This window comes from Streptomyces sp. NPDC049541, assembly GCF_044465725.1.
GTDB lineage: Bacteria > Actinomycetota > Actinomycetes > Streptomycetales > Streptomycetaceae > Streptomyces.
Genome location: NZ_JBITLY010000002.1, coordinates 978,107 through 995,621, shown reverse-complemented (window position 1 = coordinate 995,621; position 17,515 = coordinate 978,107). Strand labels below are relative to the sequence as shown.

The window sequence follows — 17,515 nt, the reverse complement described above, 5'->3', positions numbered from 1 at the left end:
CCCCACGGGCTTCAGCTGACGTTGAGCGCCGTGTCGTCGATGACGAAGGACGTCTGCAGCGTGGAGCCCTCGGTGCCGGTGAACTTCAGGGTGACCGTCTGACCCGCGTAGCTCGCCAGGCTGAAGCTGCGCTGGGTGTAGCCACTGGCGGCGTTCAGGTTCGAATAGGTCGCCAGGGTTCCCAGCACGGTCCCGGAGCTGTTGAGCACCTGGACCTTGAGCGTGTCGTACGCCGTGCTGGTGCTGGTCTCCGCCGTGTCGACGTGCAGATAGAAACTGAGCGCGGCGGTGGTGCAGCCGGACGGGATGGTCACCGACTGGGAGAGCGTGTCGGTGGTGGCGGTGCCGTAGCCGTCCAGCCAGGCGTAGTACGAGCCCGTACGGGCCGACTCGCTGCTGGAGTTGGTGACGACGCCGCTGGAGGCGCTCCACGTGGTGTTGCCCGACTCGAAGCCGTTGTTGCCGAGGAGCTGGGCGGCGGTGCAGGTGCCGGAGCCACCTCCGCCGCCCCCGCTGCTGCCGGCCCCGGCGAGCCAGGCGGTGGCGTTGAGGGCGAGGGCGGCGTTGGTGGCGCTGGAGTCGTTCCAGCCGTCGTAGAGAGTGTTGCCCGACTGGCCGGTGCCGTCGTCGATCGGCGAGCTGTCGCCCCAGAAGGCGACCCGCCCGCTGCCGAAGGTGCTGGTGAGGAAGAAGGCGCCGGTGTTGCCGGAATAACCGGTGCGGTACAGCAGGCCCTTGACGGAGGAGTTGTCCGAGGGCTTGAGGGTGGCGGTGGTGCCGTTGGCGACGAGGCTCTTGGTGACGGTGCCGAAGGCGCCGTGCAGCACGGGGTCGCTGCTGTCGCTGATGGCGGCCGGATGGTCGGAGCTGATGTTCAGCGAGTCGATGGAGAAGCCGAACGGGTCGGTCGAGTCGACGCTGTTGTTGGTCATCAGGTCGTTGAGGATCTCGACCGCGTCCTCACCGTCGTTGTTGCGGTCCGCCCCGGTGTGGTCGGAGATCATGAACAGTCCGCCGCCGTTCTTGACGAAGGTCATGATCGCCGTCTTCTCGGCGGTGGTGAAGAGGGTGTTGGGCTCCGGCAGGACGAGGGTGTCGAAGTTCGACAGGTCGGTGGCGGACGAGCCGCCGTAGGTGAGGGCACCGGTGGCGGTCTTGAGGCTGTAGCTGCCGGTCTTCTGCAGGGCCACGCCCCACGAGGACAGTGCGCCCGTCCAGTCGGTCTCGACGGACGGGGACGAGTCCTCGCCCAGCGGGTCGGGCTTGCTGGTGGAGATGATCCAGTCGGCGTTGCCGGCCTCCTCGGCGTGCCCGTCGTCGAACAGGACGCGGTGCGTGGTGGCCGCGTGGGCGGGCGTCGCGACGACGGTGGCCTGGGCGGCCGCGGCGGCGGTGAGCAGACCGAACGCGGCCACGGCGGTGGCGAGTCTTCGGCGGGATCTGGTGCGTGCGAGCATCCGGCGTACCTCCGTGTGGGGTTGGGGGCGAGCGAGCGGTGCGGGGCCGGACCTACGCGCGTAGACACAGGGCATCTGCGCGCGTAGACACTCGGCCGTACGACTGGCGGGCGGCCGATCGCTTGAACCGTACATGGCAGAAGTGGTGCTGAACAGGCGTCACCGGGGCCGGCGGACGGAGATTGACCCGGCGTTGACCCGTGGTTGAAGCGGAACGGACTGTCCCACGCGACAGCGGGCATCCGGATAGTGCGGGGGCCTTGACACAGAGGGGCGGAGATGGAGATCTCAGGCATCATCAGTGCCATCGTGATCGGCATCGTCATCGGTGTGCTCGGTCGGCTGGTCGTCCCTGGGCGGCAACGCATCGGCATTCTGCTGACGATCCTCGTCGGCATCGTGGCCGCGCTGATCGGATCGGCGATCGCCCATGCCTTCGACGTGGCCGACACCAAGGGCATCGACTGGATCGAATGGCTCATCCAGATCGGCCTCGCCGCGCTCGGAGTCGCCGCCCTGGACCGTACGAGGGCACGCCGCTGACCCGGCAACCGCGGTGACACACCGGCCGTTTCGAGCCCGGGCGGGGACGCTGCGCTCCTCGCCCGGGTGTCGTCCTCGCTGCTCGGCGGCGCGCGGAGGCCAGCCGAATTGCGCGTTCCGCATCCTTGCTCGGGCCACGTAGCGTGGGGGCAGCGGGAGGGCCCGGAGTCAGGCCCGCCGACGCGGCTCCCCTCGGCGATCGGCGGGCCTGCCGCCTCGACCGTGCACCCTCAGCGGGAGAATCGGGCACCTCGGGAGGCTGTCCCCCGGGGCGGTTGCTTCCTCTCCAGAGGTTTCCAACCGGAGTGGCTTGTGAGGCGGGGCCGTTCGGCCCTGGCAAGGGTCCGAACGGCCCCAGTGAGCACTCACCGCCGGGCCGCCAGCGCGGCGAGCCCTTCGCGGCTGGACGGGTAGCGGGGCGTCCAGCCCAGTTCCCGCTCCGCCTTCGCCGAGGACACACGCATGCTGGTCTGGAACACGGTGTGCGCGTACGACATCGGCCTGGTGAACCACCGGGGCACCGTCATGGGCTTGGGCAGGCCGAACTGCTCTGCCGCGCACAGGACATGGGCCCGGAAGCCGAGCGGGGTGCGGTCGGTGATGTTGTACGCCTGGCCGGGACGGCCGTGTTCGACGGCGGCGGCCACCGCGCGTGCCGCGTCGGTGAGTTCGGTCCACGGCAGGACCCGGCCTCGGTCGGCGGGGGCGGGCAGCTGCCGCTTGCGCAGCATGGGCAGGAGGGCGTCGGTGCCGCCGGGGCCGTAGAACAGTCCGAAGCGCAGCGAGATGCCGTCCAGTCCGCCGGCCTCGAAGGTGAGTTGTTCCTTGATGCGCATGCCCTCGACGTGCCGTTCCAGTTCCGGCGTGGTGCCACGCGGGCCGAACGGGTCGTCCTCGGTGATCACATGCTCGCCGAAGTCCCCGTAGCCGTAGCCGAAGACCATCCCCTCGCTCACGAAGCGGGAGGCACCGGTGGCCTGCGCGGCCTCCACGAGGTGGGCGGTGCCGGCGATGCGCAGGGCGTCGGTGGCATGCATGTCGCGGTGGCGCATGGGCGCCTTACGCAGGGCGGTCGCGGCGTGGATGACGGTGTCGAAGTGCTGCCCGTCGACGGCGCGCAGCAGCGCGTCGCGATCCATGAGGTCGGCCCGGACGCCGTTCGCCGGTCCCCGGCCGAGGCCGGTGACCTTGTGGCCGGCCTCGGTCAGGGCGCGGATGATGTGACCGCCCAGGATGCCGCTGGCTCCGGCGAGGAGGATGCTCTGGTTCTGCTGGTTCGTCGTCATGACCGTGCGACGGATCCGGCGGCCGCGGATGTGACATCGCGGTGGAGGCGAACCGGCTACGGCACGTGGATGTAGGGCGTCGTCGTGGTCAGCGGCTCGAAGCCCAGGCGTTCGAGGATGGGGCGGCTCTGGCTGGAGGCGTCCACCTGGAGGTAGCGGTAGCCGCGCTGCGCGGCGGCGCGGGCCCGGTGGGCGACCAGGGCACGGTAGATGCCGCGGCCGCGCCAGGCCTCGACGGTGCCGCCGCCCCACAGGCCGGCGAACCGGGTGCCGGGCACGAACTCCATCCGAGCCGCGCTCACCGGCTCGTCGCCGGCGAGCGCCACGGTGGCGACGACCGTGTCCGGCTCCCCGGTGAGCCGGGCCAGCAGCTGGTGGCGCAGGCGGGAGCCGTCGGTACCGAAGGCCTTCTCGTGCACGTCCGCCACCAGGTCGACGCCCGCCGCGTCGGTGACCGGCAGCAGACGGATGCCCTCGGGCGGCCCGGCGTCGAGGTCCAGGCCGGCCACCTCGGCGATCATCAGCGTCTCCTCGGGCTCGGGCTCGAATCCGGCGGCCCTCAGCCGCTGTCCCAGATCCGCCGGCCGGTCGTGCCCGTACAGCTTCCACTCGAACTCGTGGCCAAGGCCGGAGAAGTACGCGACCTGCTCGGCGATCGCCGCGTCCGCGCCCGTCTCGTCGAGGCCGGACCAGACGACGCCGTTCCAGCCGTGGGCCGAGGAGACCTGGCGGACCACACCGCCCACCCGCTCGACACGTGTATCGGGGCCGTCGGGCCGGGCGCCTTCGCGCATGTCACGGTCGAAGAGGGCGAGTACCCCGGCATGATCCATGTGCTCACTCCAGCATCCGGGGGCGGCCTGGGCAACAGGTTTACGGGCTCCCCTGCGGCCGTACCGCCGCCAGGTATGCGCTCAGCCGGTCCCGGTTGCGGGCCAGGCAGTCGATGCGCGCCTGGATGCGGTCGAGGTGGGCCTGGAGCAGCGCGGCGGTCTCGGGGGTCAGGCACCCGGCGGGCAGCAGGATCTCGTCCGGGCCGGACAGGTAGGGCAGGATCGCCCGGATCATCTCCGTGGTCAGACCGGAATCCAGCAGCCCGCGAATCTGCTGGACGTCCTGGACCGCGGGCTCGCCGTAGTCGCGGTAGCCGTTCTCGGTGCGGTCGGGGCTGAGCAGGCGCTGCTCCTCGTAGTAGCGCAGCAGCCTGGTGGGGACGCCGGTGCGGCGGGAGAGTTCGCCGATCTTCATGGCCGCCTCCGGGGTCACCCTTGCCTTCACACTGATGTGAAGGTCCGAGCATGGTCGCATGTCCACCACATCCATGGCCAAGGGCACCGCCATGCCTGTTTCGCTGCCGTGGCCGGGGCTGCTCGCCCTGTCCACGGCCGCCTTCACCGCGGTCCTGACCGAACTGCTCCCTGCGGGTCTGCTGCCCCGGATGGCTCCGGCGTTGGGGGTCTCCGAGGCACGCGTCGGGTTCCTGGTGACCGGGTACGCCGTCGCCTCCTTCATGGCGGCGATCCCGCTCACCGCGCTGCTGCGGGGCCTGCCCCGGCGACCGGTGCTGACCGGCGCACTGCTGGGGTTCGCGGTGAGCAACGCGGTGGTCGCGCTGTCGTCGTCGTACGTCCTCACCTTCACCGCACGGCTGTTCGCCGGATGCATGGGCGGACTGCTGTGGGCGATGCTCGTCGGGTATGCGGCCCGGATGGTGCCGGCCGAGCGGCGCGGACGGGCGATCGCGATCGTGCTGGCCGGGATCACGCTGGCCCTGGCGCTGGGAGTGCCGGCGGGGACCGCGCTGGCGGGGGCGCTGGGCTGGCGGACCACCGTCGGGGCGCTTGCCGGGCTGGCGGTGCTGCTGGTGGGCTGGGTGCGGTGGCGGGTGCCCGGGTTTGCGGGCGAGGCGCCGGATGCGCGGCTGCCGCTCGCCCGGGTGGCCCGGCTGCCGGGCCTGCCCGCCGTCCTGTCCGTCACGCTGCTGCTGCTCCTCGGGCATCAGGTGATGTACACGTACGTCGCCCCGTTCGCGGCGCACGCCGGTTTCGGCCGTACGGATGTGGTGCTGCTGGTGTTCGGGGCGGCCACACCGGCCGGGATCTGGATCACCGGGGTGGTCGTCGACCGGCATCTGCGGGCCACGCTGCTCGGCGCACTCGCGCTGTGCGCGGCCGTCATGCCCGCCCTCGCCCTGTACTTCCGCGCGCCCGCCGTGCTGCTCACCTCGGTCGCGCTGTGGGGCCTGGCGTTCGGCGGTGCGCCCACGCTGATCCAGACCGCGCTGGTCGACGCCTCGGGTCCCGCCCACGCGGACGTGGCCACCTCCTTGCAGACCACCGTGTACAACGCGGGGATCGCCGCGGGTTCACTGACCGGCGGCGTGGCCCTGGAGAAGCTGGGCCCGGGGGCGCTGCCCTGGACCGCACTCCCCCTGATGACGGCGGCCCTCGTCACCGTGGCACTCGCCCGCCGGCGCGCCTTCCCGCCCACTCGGAGTGCGCAGGTTACGCCGCAGTGCTGACGGGATCGGTCGCGTCCGTTCCTCCCGAGATGCACTCGTCCGGCCGCAGTGCCTACGATCTAGAAAGCCAGGACGACCAGACCAGGTGGACGGCCCGGTCTCCTCCAGCGGGGGGAGGCGCTTGCCCTTGCTGCCGGCAAAGCGGCTGATGGCCGCACATATCGCGCTGGTGGCCGCCGCCACGGCCGTCTACCTGACGGTGCCCGCCGCGCGCGCCCCGGTGTGGGCCGTCATCGGCCTGTCGGGCACCACCGCCGTACTCGTCGGCAGCAAGGTCAACCGGCCCGCACACCGCTGGCCCTGGTGGGTGCTCGCCGGCGCACTGCTCACCTTCATCGCGGGCGACACGTACTACAACGTCGTGGAGGAGTACTTCCACGCCTCCAACCCGTTCCCCTCCCCCGCGGACGCCTCCTACCTCACCACGTATCCGCTCTTCGCCATCGGACTGTCCGGCCTGGTCCGGTACCGCTGGGCGGGCCACGACCTGCCCAGCCTGCTCGACGCGCTGATCATCACCGCGGGTCTGGCGCTGCCCGTGTGGGTGTACCTGGTGCAGCCGCTCACCACGGTGCAGGGGCTCACCTGGCAGCAGCGGGCCATCAGCATCGCCTACCCCCTCGGCGACGTCCTGGTCCTGGCCCTGCTGGCACGGCTGCTGACACCGAATCCGGTCGACCGGCACAACCGGTCGGTGCAGTACCTGGTCGTCGGGACGGTGACACTGCTCGGCTTCGACATCGCCTACGGGATCCTGCAGCTCAACGAGAGCTGGCAGACGGGCACGCTGCTGGACTCGGGCTGGATCGTCTTCTACACCGCCTGGGGCCAGGCCGCACTGCACCCGGACATGGTACAGCTGACCGCTGCCCTGCCCCAGCAGGGCTCCCTGCTGCCGCCGCCGCGGCGGCTGGTGATGCTGGCCGTCGTCACGCTCATCGCGCCGGGAATCCTGCTCTACGAGGGGCTGACCCGCTCGGCGCACGACGCGGCCGTGATCGCCGCGTTCTCCGGTGTGCTCTTCCTGCTGGTGATCCTGCGGCTGGCGGGGATGGTGGTGGCCCACCGCAAGGCGGTGACGCGGGAACTGGCCCTGCGCAGGGCGGCCGCCTCGCTGGTCTCCGCCGTCAGGCAGCAGGAGGTCGCGCGGTCCTGCGAGGCCGCGGTCGACCGCCTCCTGGGCACCATGGTCGGCCACCGGACCCTGCTGCTGCCCGCCGAACGCGCGCCGGATCTGGGTCCGCATCACGCACAGATCGTGCACGCCCGCGACCTGGGCACGGACACCGGCGCCGAACTGGACGACGCGGCAACCGTCCTGGTCTGCCTGATGATCCCGCCCGACCGCCCGTACGGAGACGTCCCGGGCGTCCTGCTGGTCGCCGGGCCGCCCGAGGCCCTCGCCGAGACGCGGGGCTCGATGGAGATCCTGGCCTCGCACGCGGGCCTGGCCATGGAGCGCATCGCCCTGCGCCAGGAGATCGTCCGCAGGGAGAGCGAGGCCTACTTCCGCACGCTGGTGCGCAACACCTCGGACGTCATCCTCATCGTCGAGGACGACAACACCATCCGGTACGCCAGCCCCTCCGCGGCGACCGTCTTCGGCACCAGCGACGTGGTCGGCGAATCACTGCCCGACCTCGTCGACCCGCGGGACCGGCACCGTGCGGCGCGGGAACTGACGGCCGTGCGGGACACCGGGCCGCGGGCCACCCACGACCACTGGTGGGTGCGCCACCGGGCGGGCCGCGTCGAGGTGGAGGTGCGGTGCAGCGACTTCCGGGACGAGCGGACCGTGGCCGGGCTCGTCGTCACCCTGCGCGATGTGACCGAGCAGCGCCGGCTGGCCCACGAGCTGACCCAGCGGGCCTTCCACGACTCGCTGACCGGCCTGCCCAACCGCACCCTGCTGCTCGAACGGATCGAACGCGCCCTGCTGCGCGGCCGCCGCGAGTCGTCCATGACCTGTCTGCTCTTCATCGACCTGGACGACTTCAAGCAGGTCAACGACACGCTGGGGCACTCGGCCGGCGACCACCTGCTGATCGCCGTCGGCGACCGGCTCTCCAAGACGCTGCGTCGTACCGACACCGCGGCCCGGCTGGGCGGCGACGAGTTCGCCGTCCTGATGGAGGACGCCCGTGAACCGCTGGACGCGGAGCTGCTGGCGGCCCAGGTGATCCAGACGCTGACCAGGCCGTTCGCCCTCGCCGACGAGTCGGTGACGGTCTCCGCCAGCGTGGGGGTGGCCACGGCCCGCGACAGCACGGACGCGGAGGAGCTGCTCAGCCACGCCGACCTCGCACTGTATGCGGCGAAGTCGGCCGGCAAGCGGCAGTGGCGGCGCTTCCAGCCACTGCTGCACACCCGCATGGTCGAGCGGCACGACCTGCAGAGCCGGCTCGCCCAGGCGGTCGCCGGCCACGAGTTCGCCCTGCGCTACCAGCCGGTCGTGGACATCTCCGCGGGCGAGGTCGTCGGCTTCGAGGCCCTGGTGCGCTGGCCGAAGGCACCGCACCGGCCCGTCACACCCGAGCAGTTCATCGCGCTGGCCGAGGAGACCGGGCACATCGGGGTGCTGGGGGCGTGGGTCCTGGAGAACGCGGTCAGCGACATCGTGGGACTGCAGCAGCTGCCCGGCTCCGTCAGCCCGCCGTACGTCAGTGTGAACGTGTCCGCCCGCCAGTTCCGGGACGTGGGCTTCCTGGACCAGGTCGGCCAGGCGCTGCGCACGCCCGGCCTGGCCCCCGGTTCACTGCAGCTGGAGCTCACCGAGACGGTGCTGCTGCGCCGCGACACCCAGATCCAGTCGGTGCTGCGCTCTCTGAAGGAACTGGGCGTGCACATCGCGGTCGACGACTTCGGGACGGGCTTCTCCTCGCTGCGCTATCTGCGGGACTTCCCCATCGACGCGCTGAAGATCGACAAGACGTTCATCGACGACATCGCGCGTGACGCCCAGCAGGTGGCGCTCGTCGAGGGCATCGTGCGGATCGCCGACACCCTGGGCCTGCAGGTGATCGCCGAGGGCATCGAGGACGCGGCGCAGCGCGACCTGCTGGCCGGCATGGGGTGCCGGTTCGGGCAGGGCTATCTGTTCGCCAAGCCGATGACGGTGGAGCAGAGCGAGCGCATGCTGCGGGAGAGCGAGGGACGCTGCTACGCGCCCGGCAACGGCGCCGTCAAGACGGTGACCGTCCCCGCGGCACGGCCCGCGTCCCGGGCGCGGCGGGCGGCACTGTGGGCCGACCTCGAACACCTGCGGCGCACCAGCCCGATGAGCGACGCGGTGCTGGACGAGGTGCGGGGCCGGCACATCCGCAGCCGTGGCCACTGGCTGGTCGACTTCGCGTCCTGCAACTACCTCGGCTTCGACTGGGACCCGGAGATCATCGACTCCGTGGGCCCCGCCCTGCGGCGCTGGGGCACCCACCCCAGCTGGTCGCGGCTGCTGGGCAGCCCCCGCCTCTATCCGGAGATCGAGGCACGGCTCGCGGACCTGCTGGGCGCGCCGGACACGCTGCTGCTGCCCACGCTGACACTGATCCACGCCTCGGCGATCCCGGTGCTGGCCGAGGGCGGCCATGTGTTCGTGGAGGCGACGGCGCACAAGACGGTGTACGACGGCTGTGTGGTGGCCCGCGGTCAGGGCGCCACCCTGCACCGCTTCCACGCCGAGCGCCCCGACGAACTGGAGACCCTGCTGGCCTCGGTGCCCGCGGGCCTGCCGCGAGTGGTGTGCCTGGACGGCGTGAACAGCATGACCGGCAACGTTCCCGACCTGCCCACGCTGGCCGCGGTCTGCCGCGCCGGGGGTGCGACGCTCTATGTGGACGACGCGCACGGGTTCGGGGTGCTCGGGGAACGCGGCCCGGAGGAGCTGTCCCCCTACGGCTCGCGCGGCAACGGCGTGGTGCGGCACACCGGGGAGTCGTACGACGGGATCGTCCTGGTCGCGGGTTTCTCGAAGGCGTACTCCTCGCTGCTCGCCTTCCTCGCCCTGCCCACCGAGCTGAAGAACCGGCTGAAGACGGCCGCGGGGCCCTATCTGTACTCGGGTCCCTCCCCCACGGCCTCCCTGGCCACGGCGCTGGCCGGGCTGGACGTCAACGAGCGCCGCGGGGACGTGCTGCGCGCCGAGCTGTACCGCAGGACCGGCCGGGTGCTCGATCATCTCGACGGGCTGGACGTCAGGACGCTGAACACGGACCGGCTGCCGATCATCGAGATCCCGCTGGCGAACGCGGACGACCTCGACGCGGTCGGGGCGTTCCTGTGGGAGGAGGGCATCTATGTGACGCTGGCCGCCTACCCGCTGGTGCCGCGGGACCGGGTGGGCTTCCGGATCCAGATCACGGCACTGAACTCGGACGAGGACATCGAGCGGCTGAACGGCACCCTGACCCGGCTGGCCGCACGGTTCCCGCTGAGGGCGAAGGTCTGAGACGGCCATGAAGACGCACAACGACGACGTCGACTGGGACCGCTGGCCGGTCGCGGACTACCTCGCGGAGAACTACCGCGATCTGCACCCCTCCGACGCGGCGGTCATCACCCACCACTCGGCGTTCTACCGCCGCTTCGCGCCGGGCTCCGTCGAGCGCTCGGTGGAGTTCGGGGCCGGCCCCAACCTGTATCCCCTGATCCTCGCGGCCGCCGCGAGCCGCCGGATCGAGGCCGTCGACGCGAGTGCGAGCAACATCGCCTACCTGGAGCGCCAGATCCAGCGCGGTCCGGACGCCAGCTGGCTGCCGTTCCACGCCCTGTGCCGACGCCTCAACCCCGACCTGCCGGCCACGCTGGCCGCGGCGCTCGCGCATGTCAACGTCGTCCACGCGGACGTCAGGGAGCTGGAGCCCGCCGGGTACGAGCTGGCGTCCATGCACTTCGTCGCCGAGGGCGCCACCGAGGACTACGGGGAGTTCACGGACTTCTGCCGTGCCTTCGTCCGCTGCGTGGTCCCCGGCGGGCACCTGGTGGCCGCCTTCATGGAGAACATGCCCACCTACCGGATCGGGCCGGTGTCGCGCTGGCCGGCCTGTCCGGTGGACCCGGAGACCGTGACCAGGGTGTTCACCCCCATGACCCGCGACCTGGCCGTCTGCCACATCGACGCCGACCCGACCCTGCCGGACTACGGGGACTCGGGGATGGTGCTGCTGACGGCGGTGGCGCGTTAGGGCCTGTCGTTTGGGTCAGGTCGGCTGTAGACCGGTGCATTGCGGCCGCCCCGCGCGGGGTCATGGGGGGTCCCCCGCTCGAGCGAATTCGAGAGTGGGGGGAGAGCGACGACAACGCCCCGGGCGGAGGGCGTGCCAGACCCCACCATGCCGGGCTGATCCGCCGGACGGCCCTAGCCGAGTTCCAGTGTGGTGACGCCGAAGACGCGGTGCTGGGCGTAGGGGCGGACCGGGCCGGTGTACATGCGGGCCGTCTCGAACGAGGGCCTGAGCCCTGCCCGTTCTGCCAGGGCGATGCCCGGCGCGTTCGTCTCGGGCACGTCCACGGCGACCTCGCTGCCGGCCGCCTCGGCGGTGAGGGCGGTGAACAGGGCCTGCGCGTCCTCGGGGGTGTCGGCGAAGAGCGGGCCGATGCGGAGCGAGTCGTGGCCGGGGCGGATCACTCCGTAGCCGGTGACGCGGTCGCCGGTGCGGCGGACGAGGGCGCGGTGTCCGGTGCCGGTGAGCCAGTGGGCCAGGAAGCGGGGGCGGTCGGCCGGGTAGCAGGCGCTGTCGTAGGCGGTGAGGTCGGCCAGGTCGGCCTCCTGCACATGGTGCACACCGGCCGGGGCCTCGGCCGCGGGTGCGGTGCCGGTGAACCGGACGGTGCGGTGGGCGAGTTCGAAGCCGGAGCGGCGGTAGTTGTCCTGCTGGGCCACCACCCCGTCGAGACCGATCGTGCGGCTGCCCGCGTGGGCCAGCGCGGTCTTCCAGGTGGTGAGGCCGTGCCCGCGGCCGCGCAGGTCGGGCCGGACGAGGTAGCAGCCGAGGAAGGCGTAGTCGGGGCCGTAGTTGACGACGGAGATCGCCGACACCGGCTCGCCGTCGATCCGGCCGAGGAAGAAGCCGTCGGGATCCTGCGCGAAGAACGCCGCTTCGTCGGCCGCTCCCGGGTTCCATCCCTCGTCCGCGGCCCATCCGCTGATCACCGGCCAGTCCTCGGGTCCGGCCTGGGTGACGACGAGGTCTTCGAGGGCAGCGGAGGTCATCGCGCGCTCCATTCCGTGGGGGGTACTGCGGACAGGCGAGCGCGGTGATCGACCGCGCCCCGCAGCATCCTTGCGGATCTTGCGGGGCGCGTCACGGTGTGATTGAGCCGTTGGCCGCGCGGCCGGCTCAGCGCACCGAGCGTGGGCGGAAGCGGCTGCGCAGGACGGCTCCGCCCAGCACCAGGGCGGCGCCGGCCACGGCGGCGGGCAGGGTCCCGTCGCTGCCGGTGTGGGCGAGGGATGCCGGCGCCTGCCGCGGTGCGGCGTGCTGCGCGGTCGCGGGCTGCGGATGCGCCCGGGCCGGTGCGGGCTTGGTGCAGTGGTGGGTGTGGCCGCCAGAGGTGTTCGCGGACTTGTTGCCGTCGGCCGCGTTGCCGACGCCGACCACGTCGGCCGTGTTCCCGCTGACGTTTACCGGGAGGTGCACCGGGAGCTGGACGGTGTCACCGGAGATCACACCTGGCGAATCCTTTCCGCTGCCGTGCGCCGTGCTGCCGCCGGTGGCGGAGCCGCCCGCGGTGTGCCTGCCGCCCGCGCTCTTGTTGCTGCAGCTGTTGCCCACGGCCGGGTTGAGCAGTCCCACCACGTTCACGGTGTTCCCGCACACGTTGACCGGGACGTGCACCGGGAGCTGGACGGTGTTGCCGGAGATCACGCCCGGCGAGTCGGCGGACGCGCCGTCCGCCGTGGCTCCGGCATACGCCGGAACCGTCAAGGCCATCGCTCCCGAGGCAGCGGCGACGGCGATCACACCGTTTCGGGTAACCCTTCTCATAGGTTCCCTGCCTTCCAGACATGGTCGCGGGCACATACCCGCGCCGGAGAAGCGGGCACTGGCCCGCACCGGATAAAACGCGAGGGAAACCATCCGAGTTATGGCTTATCGGGCTTTCACTCCATCGAGCGGCCCGGTTGTCGAACGGGCGGCAAAACCGCCGTATCCGCGGGGAAGGTGCGCACGATAAGGCATCCTGCGCGGTCCCGCTCGCCCGGAGGCGCGCCCCGCGGCATCCGCTTATCGTGATCGAGGGCGCCGTTCCCCCCGGTCCCCGGCGGGCGCCCCGGGAGGCATTGATGCTGGTCAAGCTGTCAACGCGGCCCGCTGTCCGACGCTTCGCCGCCACCGGAGCCGTAGGCCTTTCCCTGCTGACCGCAGGGCTGCCCACGGCGGCCTCGGACGGCACCGGGCCCGACCTGTCGCGGTTCTACCGTCAGACGCTCACCTGGTCCGGGTGCAAGGGCGACGACATGCCCAAGGACCTCCAGTGCGCCAAGGTCACGGTCCCCCTGGACTACGCCAGCCCGAAGGCCGGCACGCTCGACCTGGCGCTCGCCCGCTACCGGGCGACGGGCAAGAGGCGGGGTTCGGTGCTGCTGAACTTCGGCGGCCCCGGCGCCGGTGGCGTCAGCCAACTCGCCTCCGGCGGCGAGGACTTCATGAGGCTCACCAACGGCTACGACGTGGTGACCTTCGACCCGCGCGGGGTCGGCAGGTCCTCGCCGGTCAGCTGCGGAGACGGCTCCGAGGAGGCCTCCGCCGCGGCCGACGGGATCGGGGAGAGCAACGATCCGCGGGCCGTGCTGCGGCAGTTGAAGGAGGCGGCCGCCCAGTGCGCGAAGCACTCGGGTCCGGTGCTCCCCCACATCGGCACGGTGAACGCCGCACGCGACCTGGATGTGATGCGTGCGGCGCTCGGCGACAAGAAGCTCAACTACCTCGGTTTCTCCTACGGGACCCGGCTCGGCGCCGTGTACGCGGCCGAGTTTCCCAAGAAGGTCGGGCGGTTGGTCCTCGACGGAGTGGACACGCTGACCGAACCGATGTCCGAGCAGGGGGTGGCGGGCGCCGAGGGACAGCAGAGGGCCCTGGACGACTTCATCACCTGGTGCACCAAGGACATCGCCTGTCCGTTCGGCCAGGATCCGCGCGCCGCCCGGCAGCAGGTCGTCCAGCTCGTCGGCTCCCTCGACCAGGACCCGTTGCCGACGGACTTCGGCCCGGAATTCACCGGGCAGGACCTCGTGGGGGCGATCAGCCAGGCGCTCTACAGCAAGGACCTGTGGCCGTCGCTGGAGCGCGCGATCGCCGAGCTGGTCGAGGACGGCGACGCGCGCGGGGTGCTGGGTTTCTCGTCCGGCGGGGCCGCGCTTCCCTTCCGGCAGCATGCCGGGGGCGGCCTGGTCGACGAGAACGAGGTGCCGCTCGACAATCTTCCGGCGGCGCTCATGGCGATCAACTGCGCGGACGATCCCGATCGCCCCGGCGCCGACCAGATCGTCAAGGACCTCGGCAGGCTGCGCGCCGAGTACGAGCAGGCGTCCCCGGTCTTCGGCCGCTACCGCCTCACCGAGCTGCTGATGTGCTACGGCCGCCCCAAGGGCACCGACTTCATCCGCGACCGTGTGCACGATCTCCACACGCCGAGGATGCTGCTCGTCGGCACCCGCGGCGATCCGGCGACGCCGTACCGCTGGACCGTGGAGACGGCGAAGCGCCTGGGGTCCTCGGCCGTGGTGCTCGACAACAAGGGCGAGGGCCACACCGGTTACGCGTCCTCCAAGTGCGTGCACGGCAAGGTCGACGACTTCCTGCTCTACGGCAGCCTGCCGCCGAACGGCAGCTCGTGCGGTCCGGAGGACCACGAGACCCCGGCCACCTGACGTGTCAGCCCTCCCAGGAAGCGAGCTGCTGCAGCGCCCCCGCCGTCCGTACGAACCCGTCGTCCCCGAGCAGCGCCCGCAGCTGCGCGTTCAGACGGTCGACCTCCGGCTGTGCGGCGCGCAGGGCGGCGGCGCCTGCCTCGGTCAACTCCAGCCTCACGGCCCGGTGTTCATGCTGATGCTGCTGCTTGAGCAGGAGACCCGCCGCGGTGAGCCGTCCGACGAGGGCGGTGACGGCGGATTCCCGCAGGCCGAGGATGCGGGCCAACTCCTGCTGGGTGAGCCCTGGCTGGTCCTGTACGGCGAACAGCGCGCCGAGCTGGGCGGTGGTGACGCCGGCGGCGGCCAGGCAGCGGCGGTCGGCCGTCGTGCGCAACTGGTGCGCCGCCCGCTGCAGCAGGAAGTAAAGACGCTGATCAGGCTCGGGCATGGGCCCGATCTTGACAGACGGCACCGGCTCCCGCCACCCTCACTTCACTAGTGAAGTGAGTTGAAGAGGTGAGCAGGAGATGGATCTGGAGCTGGCCCGCAAGATCCTCGCCCAGCAGCCTTTCAGCAGGATGCTGGGCGCCCGGGTGACGGAGTTCGGGGACGGCGAGGCCACCCTCGAACTGGACATCCGCGAGGAGCTGCTCCAGCAGTACGGCTTCGTGCACGGCGGAGTGCTCTCCTACGCGGCCGACAACACGCTGACGCTCGCCGCGGGCACCGTCGCGGGGGCGGGGCTGATCACGTCCGGGTTCACCATCGACTACCTGCGCCCCGCCATCGGCGAAATCCTGCGCGCACACGGCCAGGTGGTGCGGGCCGGCCGCACCCGGGTCGTCACCCGCTGCGACCTGATCACGATCGACGCCGCCGGGGCGCAGACCCTGTGTGCGGTGGCGCAGGGGAACATCGCGGTGATCGAGCCGAACGGCGAGCAGCGGTAGACCGGAAGCCAGAACTGACCTGATTGCCCTGATTGCCCAGTGCGGCCGTCCCTAATGCCCTTTGAGGCAAACGGCCCTATCGTGCTTGGTATGGAGCACGACCTGAGTCCCGCAACCCTCTCCGAGCTCCGGCGCCCGCGCGCCTATCCGGCCGTGTCGGTGCTGACGCCCACACACCGCCGGGAGCCCGAGAACGCCCAGGATCCGGTCCGGCTGCGCAATGTGGTGGCCGAGGCCAAGAAGCAACTGGAGTCCGATCCCGCGGTGACCCGCGAACGGCGCTCCGAGGTGGTCCGCCAGCTCGACCAGGCCCTTCGGGAGGTGGATCTGACGCATGCCGAGGACGGCCTGGTGATCTTCGCCGCGCCCGGTGAGCACCAGGTGTGGTCGCTCGCCCGCTCGGTGCCGGAGCGCGTGGTGCTCTCGGACACCTTTCTGACCCGCAACCTCGTCTCCGCGCACGCGGCCGAACGGCCGTTCTGGGTACTGTCGGTCTCCTCCGACCAGGTCACCCTGTGGAGCGGCGGCACCGACCGCGTCACGGAGGACCGGTCCGGCGGATTCCCCATGACCAGGCGCCCGGTGAACTTCGACGCCGAACGGCAGGAACGCATCGGCGACATGCCGAGCACCTTCCGCGACGAGGACACCCGCCACTTCCTGCGGGAGGCCGACGCCGCGATGGGCATGGTCCTGCGCGAGCAGCCGCGGCCGCTGTACGTCACGGGCGAGCAGGCGGCCCTGTCCGCCATGGACGAGGTCGGCAGCGTCACCAAGGAGGCGGTGCACGTGTCGCACGGCGGTCTCGCGCACGGCACTCCCGACGCCGTATGGCAGGCGGTGCGGCCGAAGGTCGCCGCGGAGGCCCGCAGAAGCACCGAGGCCGTGGCCCGGGAGCTCGAGGCGGCCCGCGGTCGCAAGGCGTTCGCCGCCGGTGTCGACGAGGTCTGGCAGAGCGCCCGCGAGGGCCGGGTACGGCTGCTCGCGGTCGAGGAGAACTACCGCGTGACGGTGCGCGACGTCCTCGGCGGCCATCTGATCCCGGCCGAGAGCGGCGATCTGGACTCCCGCGAGGACATCGTGGACGAGATCGTCGAACAGTGCCTGGAGACGGGCGCGGACGTCCGCTTCGTCCCGGACGGGATGCTGGGCGACGCCCACGGGATCGCGGGCATCCTGCGCTACTGAACCTCGCCCGCCTCGATGCGGGCCACCGTTCGCGGATTGGCCCGCGACCCGGGCACGGCACCGCTGGGAGACTGCGATCTCTGGTGCCGTGCCTCGAGGAGATGTTCATGCAGGTCGCCGTGGTCACCTTTGACGGATTCAACGAGCTGGACAGCTTCATCGCCTCCGCGCTGATCAACCGGTGCCGGAAGGACGGTCTGGAGGCGTTCATCACGACGCCCGAGCCGGTGGTCGCCTCCATGAACGGCGTCGAGGTGACCGGGCAGCGCCCTCTGGAGTTCGTGACCGAGGCCGACGTCGTGCTGATCGGCAGCGGGGTGAAGACGCGGGACGTGGTCGCCGACGACCGGCTGATCTCCCGGCTGCCGCTCGACCCCGCACGGCAGTTGATCGGTGCCCAGTGTTCGGGCGCCCTGGTGCTCGCCCGACTCGGGCTGCTGCGTTCCATGCCCGCCTGCACGGACAGGACGAGCCGGCCCTTCGTCCAGGCCTGCGGCGTCACCGTGCTGGACGCGCCGTTCCATGCCGAGGGGAACATCGCCACGGCGGGCGGCTGTCTGGCCTCGCAGTATCTCGCCACCTGGGTCATCACCCGCACCCTCGGGGAGGACGCCGCACGCGGCGTCCTCGACTACGTGGCACCGGTCGGCGAGAACGAGCAGAGCGTCGAGCGTGCCCTGCGGGCCGTCCGCGCGGGCGCGGCCGCACTGCGCTGACCG

15 protein-coding genes are annotated in these 17,515 nt (G+C 71.5%); 8 read left to right on the top strand and 7 right to left on the bottom strand.

Going from position 1 to position 17,515, the window contains the following annotated elements:
* Positions 1 to 11 precede the first annotated feature (11 nt).
* Positions 12 to 1,457: a hydrolase gene (locus ACIBW9_RS11650; RefSeq protein ID WP_398953699.1), complete on the bottom strand. Its 1,446-nt coding sequence runs from the start codon at positions 1,455 to 1,457 to the stop codon at positions 12 to 14.
* A 279-nt stretch (positions 1,458 to 1,736) separates the two neighbouring features.
* Between ACIBW9_RS11650 and ACIBW9_RS11645 the strand changes: the two genes are divergently transcribed.
* Entirely contained in the window at positions 1,737 to 2,000 is a 264-nt protein-coding gene (locus tag ACIBW9_RS11645; protein ID WP_398953698.1) for a GlsB/YeaQ/YmgE family stress response membrane protein, read from the top strand.
* A gap of 365 nt (positions 2,001 to 2,365) precedes the next feature.
* Here the strand turns inward: ACIBW9_RS11645 and ACIBW9_RS11640 are convergent, their stop codons facing one another.
* The 3 genes from ACIBW9_RS11640 to ACIBW9_RS11630 are packed head-to-tail and all read right to left on the bottom strand — an operon-like array spanning position 2,366 to position 4,534.
* A complete protein-coding gene (locus ACIBW9_RS11640) occupies positions 2,366 to 3,286 on the bottom strand; it encodes an NAD-dependent epimerase/dehydratase family protein (RefSeq protein WP_398953696.1) in 921 nt (306 codons plus the stop codon).
* 56 nt (positions 3,287 to 3,342) lie between these two features.
* The gene (locus ACIBW9_RS11635; protein ID WP_398953694.1) at positions 3,343 to 4,119 is read right to left on the bottom strand and encodes a GNAT family N-acetyltransferase; all 777 of its coding nucleotides are present in this window, start codon (positions 4,117 to 4,119) and stop codon (positions 3,343 to 3,345) included.
* Positions 4,120 to 4,159: 40 nt separating this feature from the next.
* Positions 4,160 to 4,534, bottom strand: a complete 375-nt coding sequence (locus tag ACIBW9_RS11630; RefSeq protein WP_398953692.1) for a MerR family transcriptional regulator — start codon at positions 4,532 to 4,534, stop codon at positions 4,160 to 4,162.
* A 58-nt stretch (positions 4,535 to 4,592) separates the two neighbouring features.
* Between ACIBW9_RS11630 and ACIBW9_RS11625 the strand changes: the two genes are divergently transcribed.
* The 3 genes from ACIBW9_RS11625 (at position 4,593) to ACIBW9_RS11615 (ending at position 10,987) form a co-directional block, all read left to right on the top strand.
* Entirely contained in the window at positions 4,593 to 5,807 is a 1,215-nt protein-coding gene (locus ACIBW9_RS11625) for an MFS transporter (RefSeq protein WP_398953690.1), read from the top strand.
* A 148-nt stretch (positions 5,808 to 5,955) separates the two neighbouring features.
* Complete coding sequence (locus tag ACIBW9_RS11620; protein WP_398953998.1) at positions 5,956 to 10,251, top strand: aminotransferase class I/II-fold pyridoxal phosphate-dependent enzyme; 4,296 nt, start codon at positions 5,956 to 5,958, stop codon at positions 10,249 to 10,251.
* Between the two features lie 7 nt (positions 10,252 to 10,258).
* Positions 10,259 to 10,987, top strand: coding sequence for a class I SAM-dependent methyltransferase (locus tag ACIBW9_RS11615; RefSeq protein WP_398953688.1), 729 nt, complete (start codon positions 10,259 to 10,261; stop codon positions 10,985 to 10,987).
* Between the two features lie 173 nt (positions 10,988 to 11,160).
* Here the strand turns inward: ACIBW9_RS11615 and ACIBW9_RS11610 are convergent, their stop codons facing one another.
* Entirely contained in the window at positions 11,161 to 12,015 is an 855-nt protein-coding gene (locus ACIBW9_RS11610; RefSeq protein WP_398953686.1) for a GNAT family N-acetyltransferase, read from the bottom strand.
* A gap of 127 nt (positions 12,016 to 12,142) precedes the next feature.
* Positions 12,143 to 12,790, bottom strand: a complete 648-nt coding sequence (locus tag ACIBW9_RS11605) for a chaplin (RefSeq protein ID WP_398953684.1) — start codon at positions 12,788 to 12,790, stop codon at positions 12,143 to 12,145.
* A gap of 299 nt (positions 12,791 to 13,089) precedes the next feature.
* Between ACIBW9_RS11605 and ACIBW9_RS11600 the strand changes: the two genes are divergently transcribed.
* Entirely contained in the window at positions 13,090 to 14,676 is a 1,587-nt protein-coding gene (locus ACIBW9_RS11600) for an alpha/beta fold hydrolase (protein ID WP_398953682.1), read from the top strand.
* A 4-nt stretch (positions 14,677 to 14,680) separates the two neighbouring features.
* On the opposite strand, the gene ACIBW9_RS11595 is transcribed toward ACIBW9_RS11600, so the two are convergent.
* A complete protein-coding gene (locus tag ACIBW9_RS11595; protein WP_398953680.1) occupies positions 14,681 to 15,106 on the bottom strand; it encodes a MarR family winged helix-turn-helix transcriptional regulator in 426 nt (141 codons plus the stop codon).
* A 79-nt stretch (positions 15,107 to 15,185) separates the two neighbouring features.
* Between ACIBW9_RS11595 and ACIBW9_RS11590 the strand changes: the two genes are divergently transcribed.
* From ACIBW9_RS11590 to ACIBW9_RS11580, 3 genes are all read left to right on the top strand, one after another.
* Positions 15,186 to 15,608 carry a PaaI family thioesterase gene (locus tag ACIBW9_RS11590; RefSeq protein WP_398953678.1) on the top strand — a complete coding sequence of 141 codons (423 nt, stop codon included), beginning with the start codon at positions 15,186 to 15,188 and terminating at the stop codon, positions 15,606 to 15,608.
* Positions 15,609 to 15,698: 90 nt separating this feature from the next.
* Positions 15,699 to 16,796 carry a chemotaxis protein gene (locus ACIBW9_RS11585; protein WP_398953676.1) on the top strand — a complete coding sequence of 366 codons (1,098 nt, stop codon included), beginning with the start codon at positions 15,699 to 15,701 and terminating at the stop codon, positions 16,794 to 16,796.
* 107 nt (positions 16,797 to 16,903) lie between these two features.
* Positions 16,904 to 17,512, top strand: a complete 609-nt coding sequence (locus tag ACIBW9_RS11580) for a DJ-1/PfpI family protein (protein WP_398953675.1) — start codon at positions 16,904 to 16,906, stop codon at positions 17,510 to 17,512.
* The last annotated feature ends 3 nt before the right edge of the window (positions 17,513 to 17,515 follow it).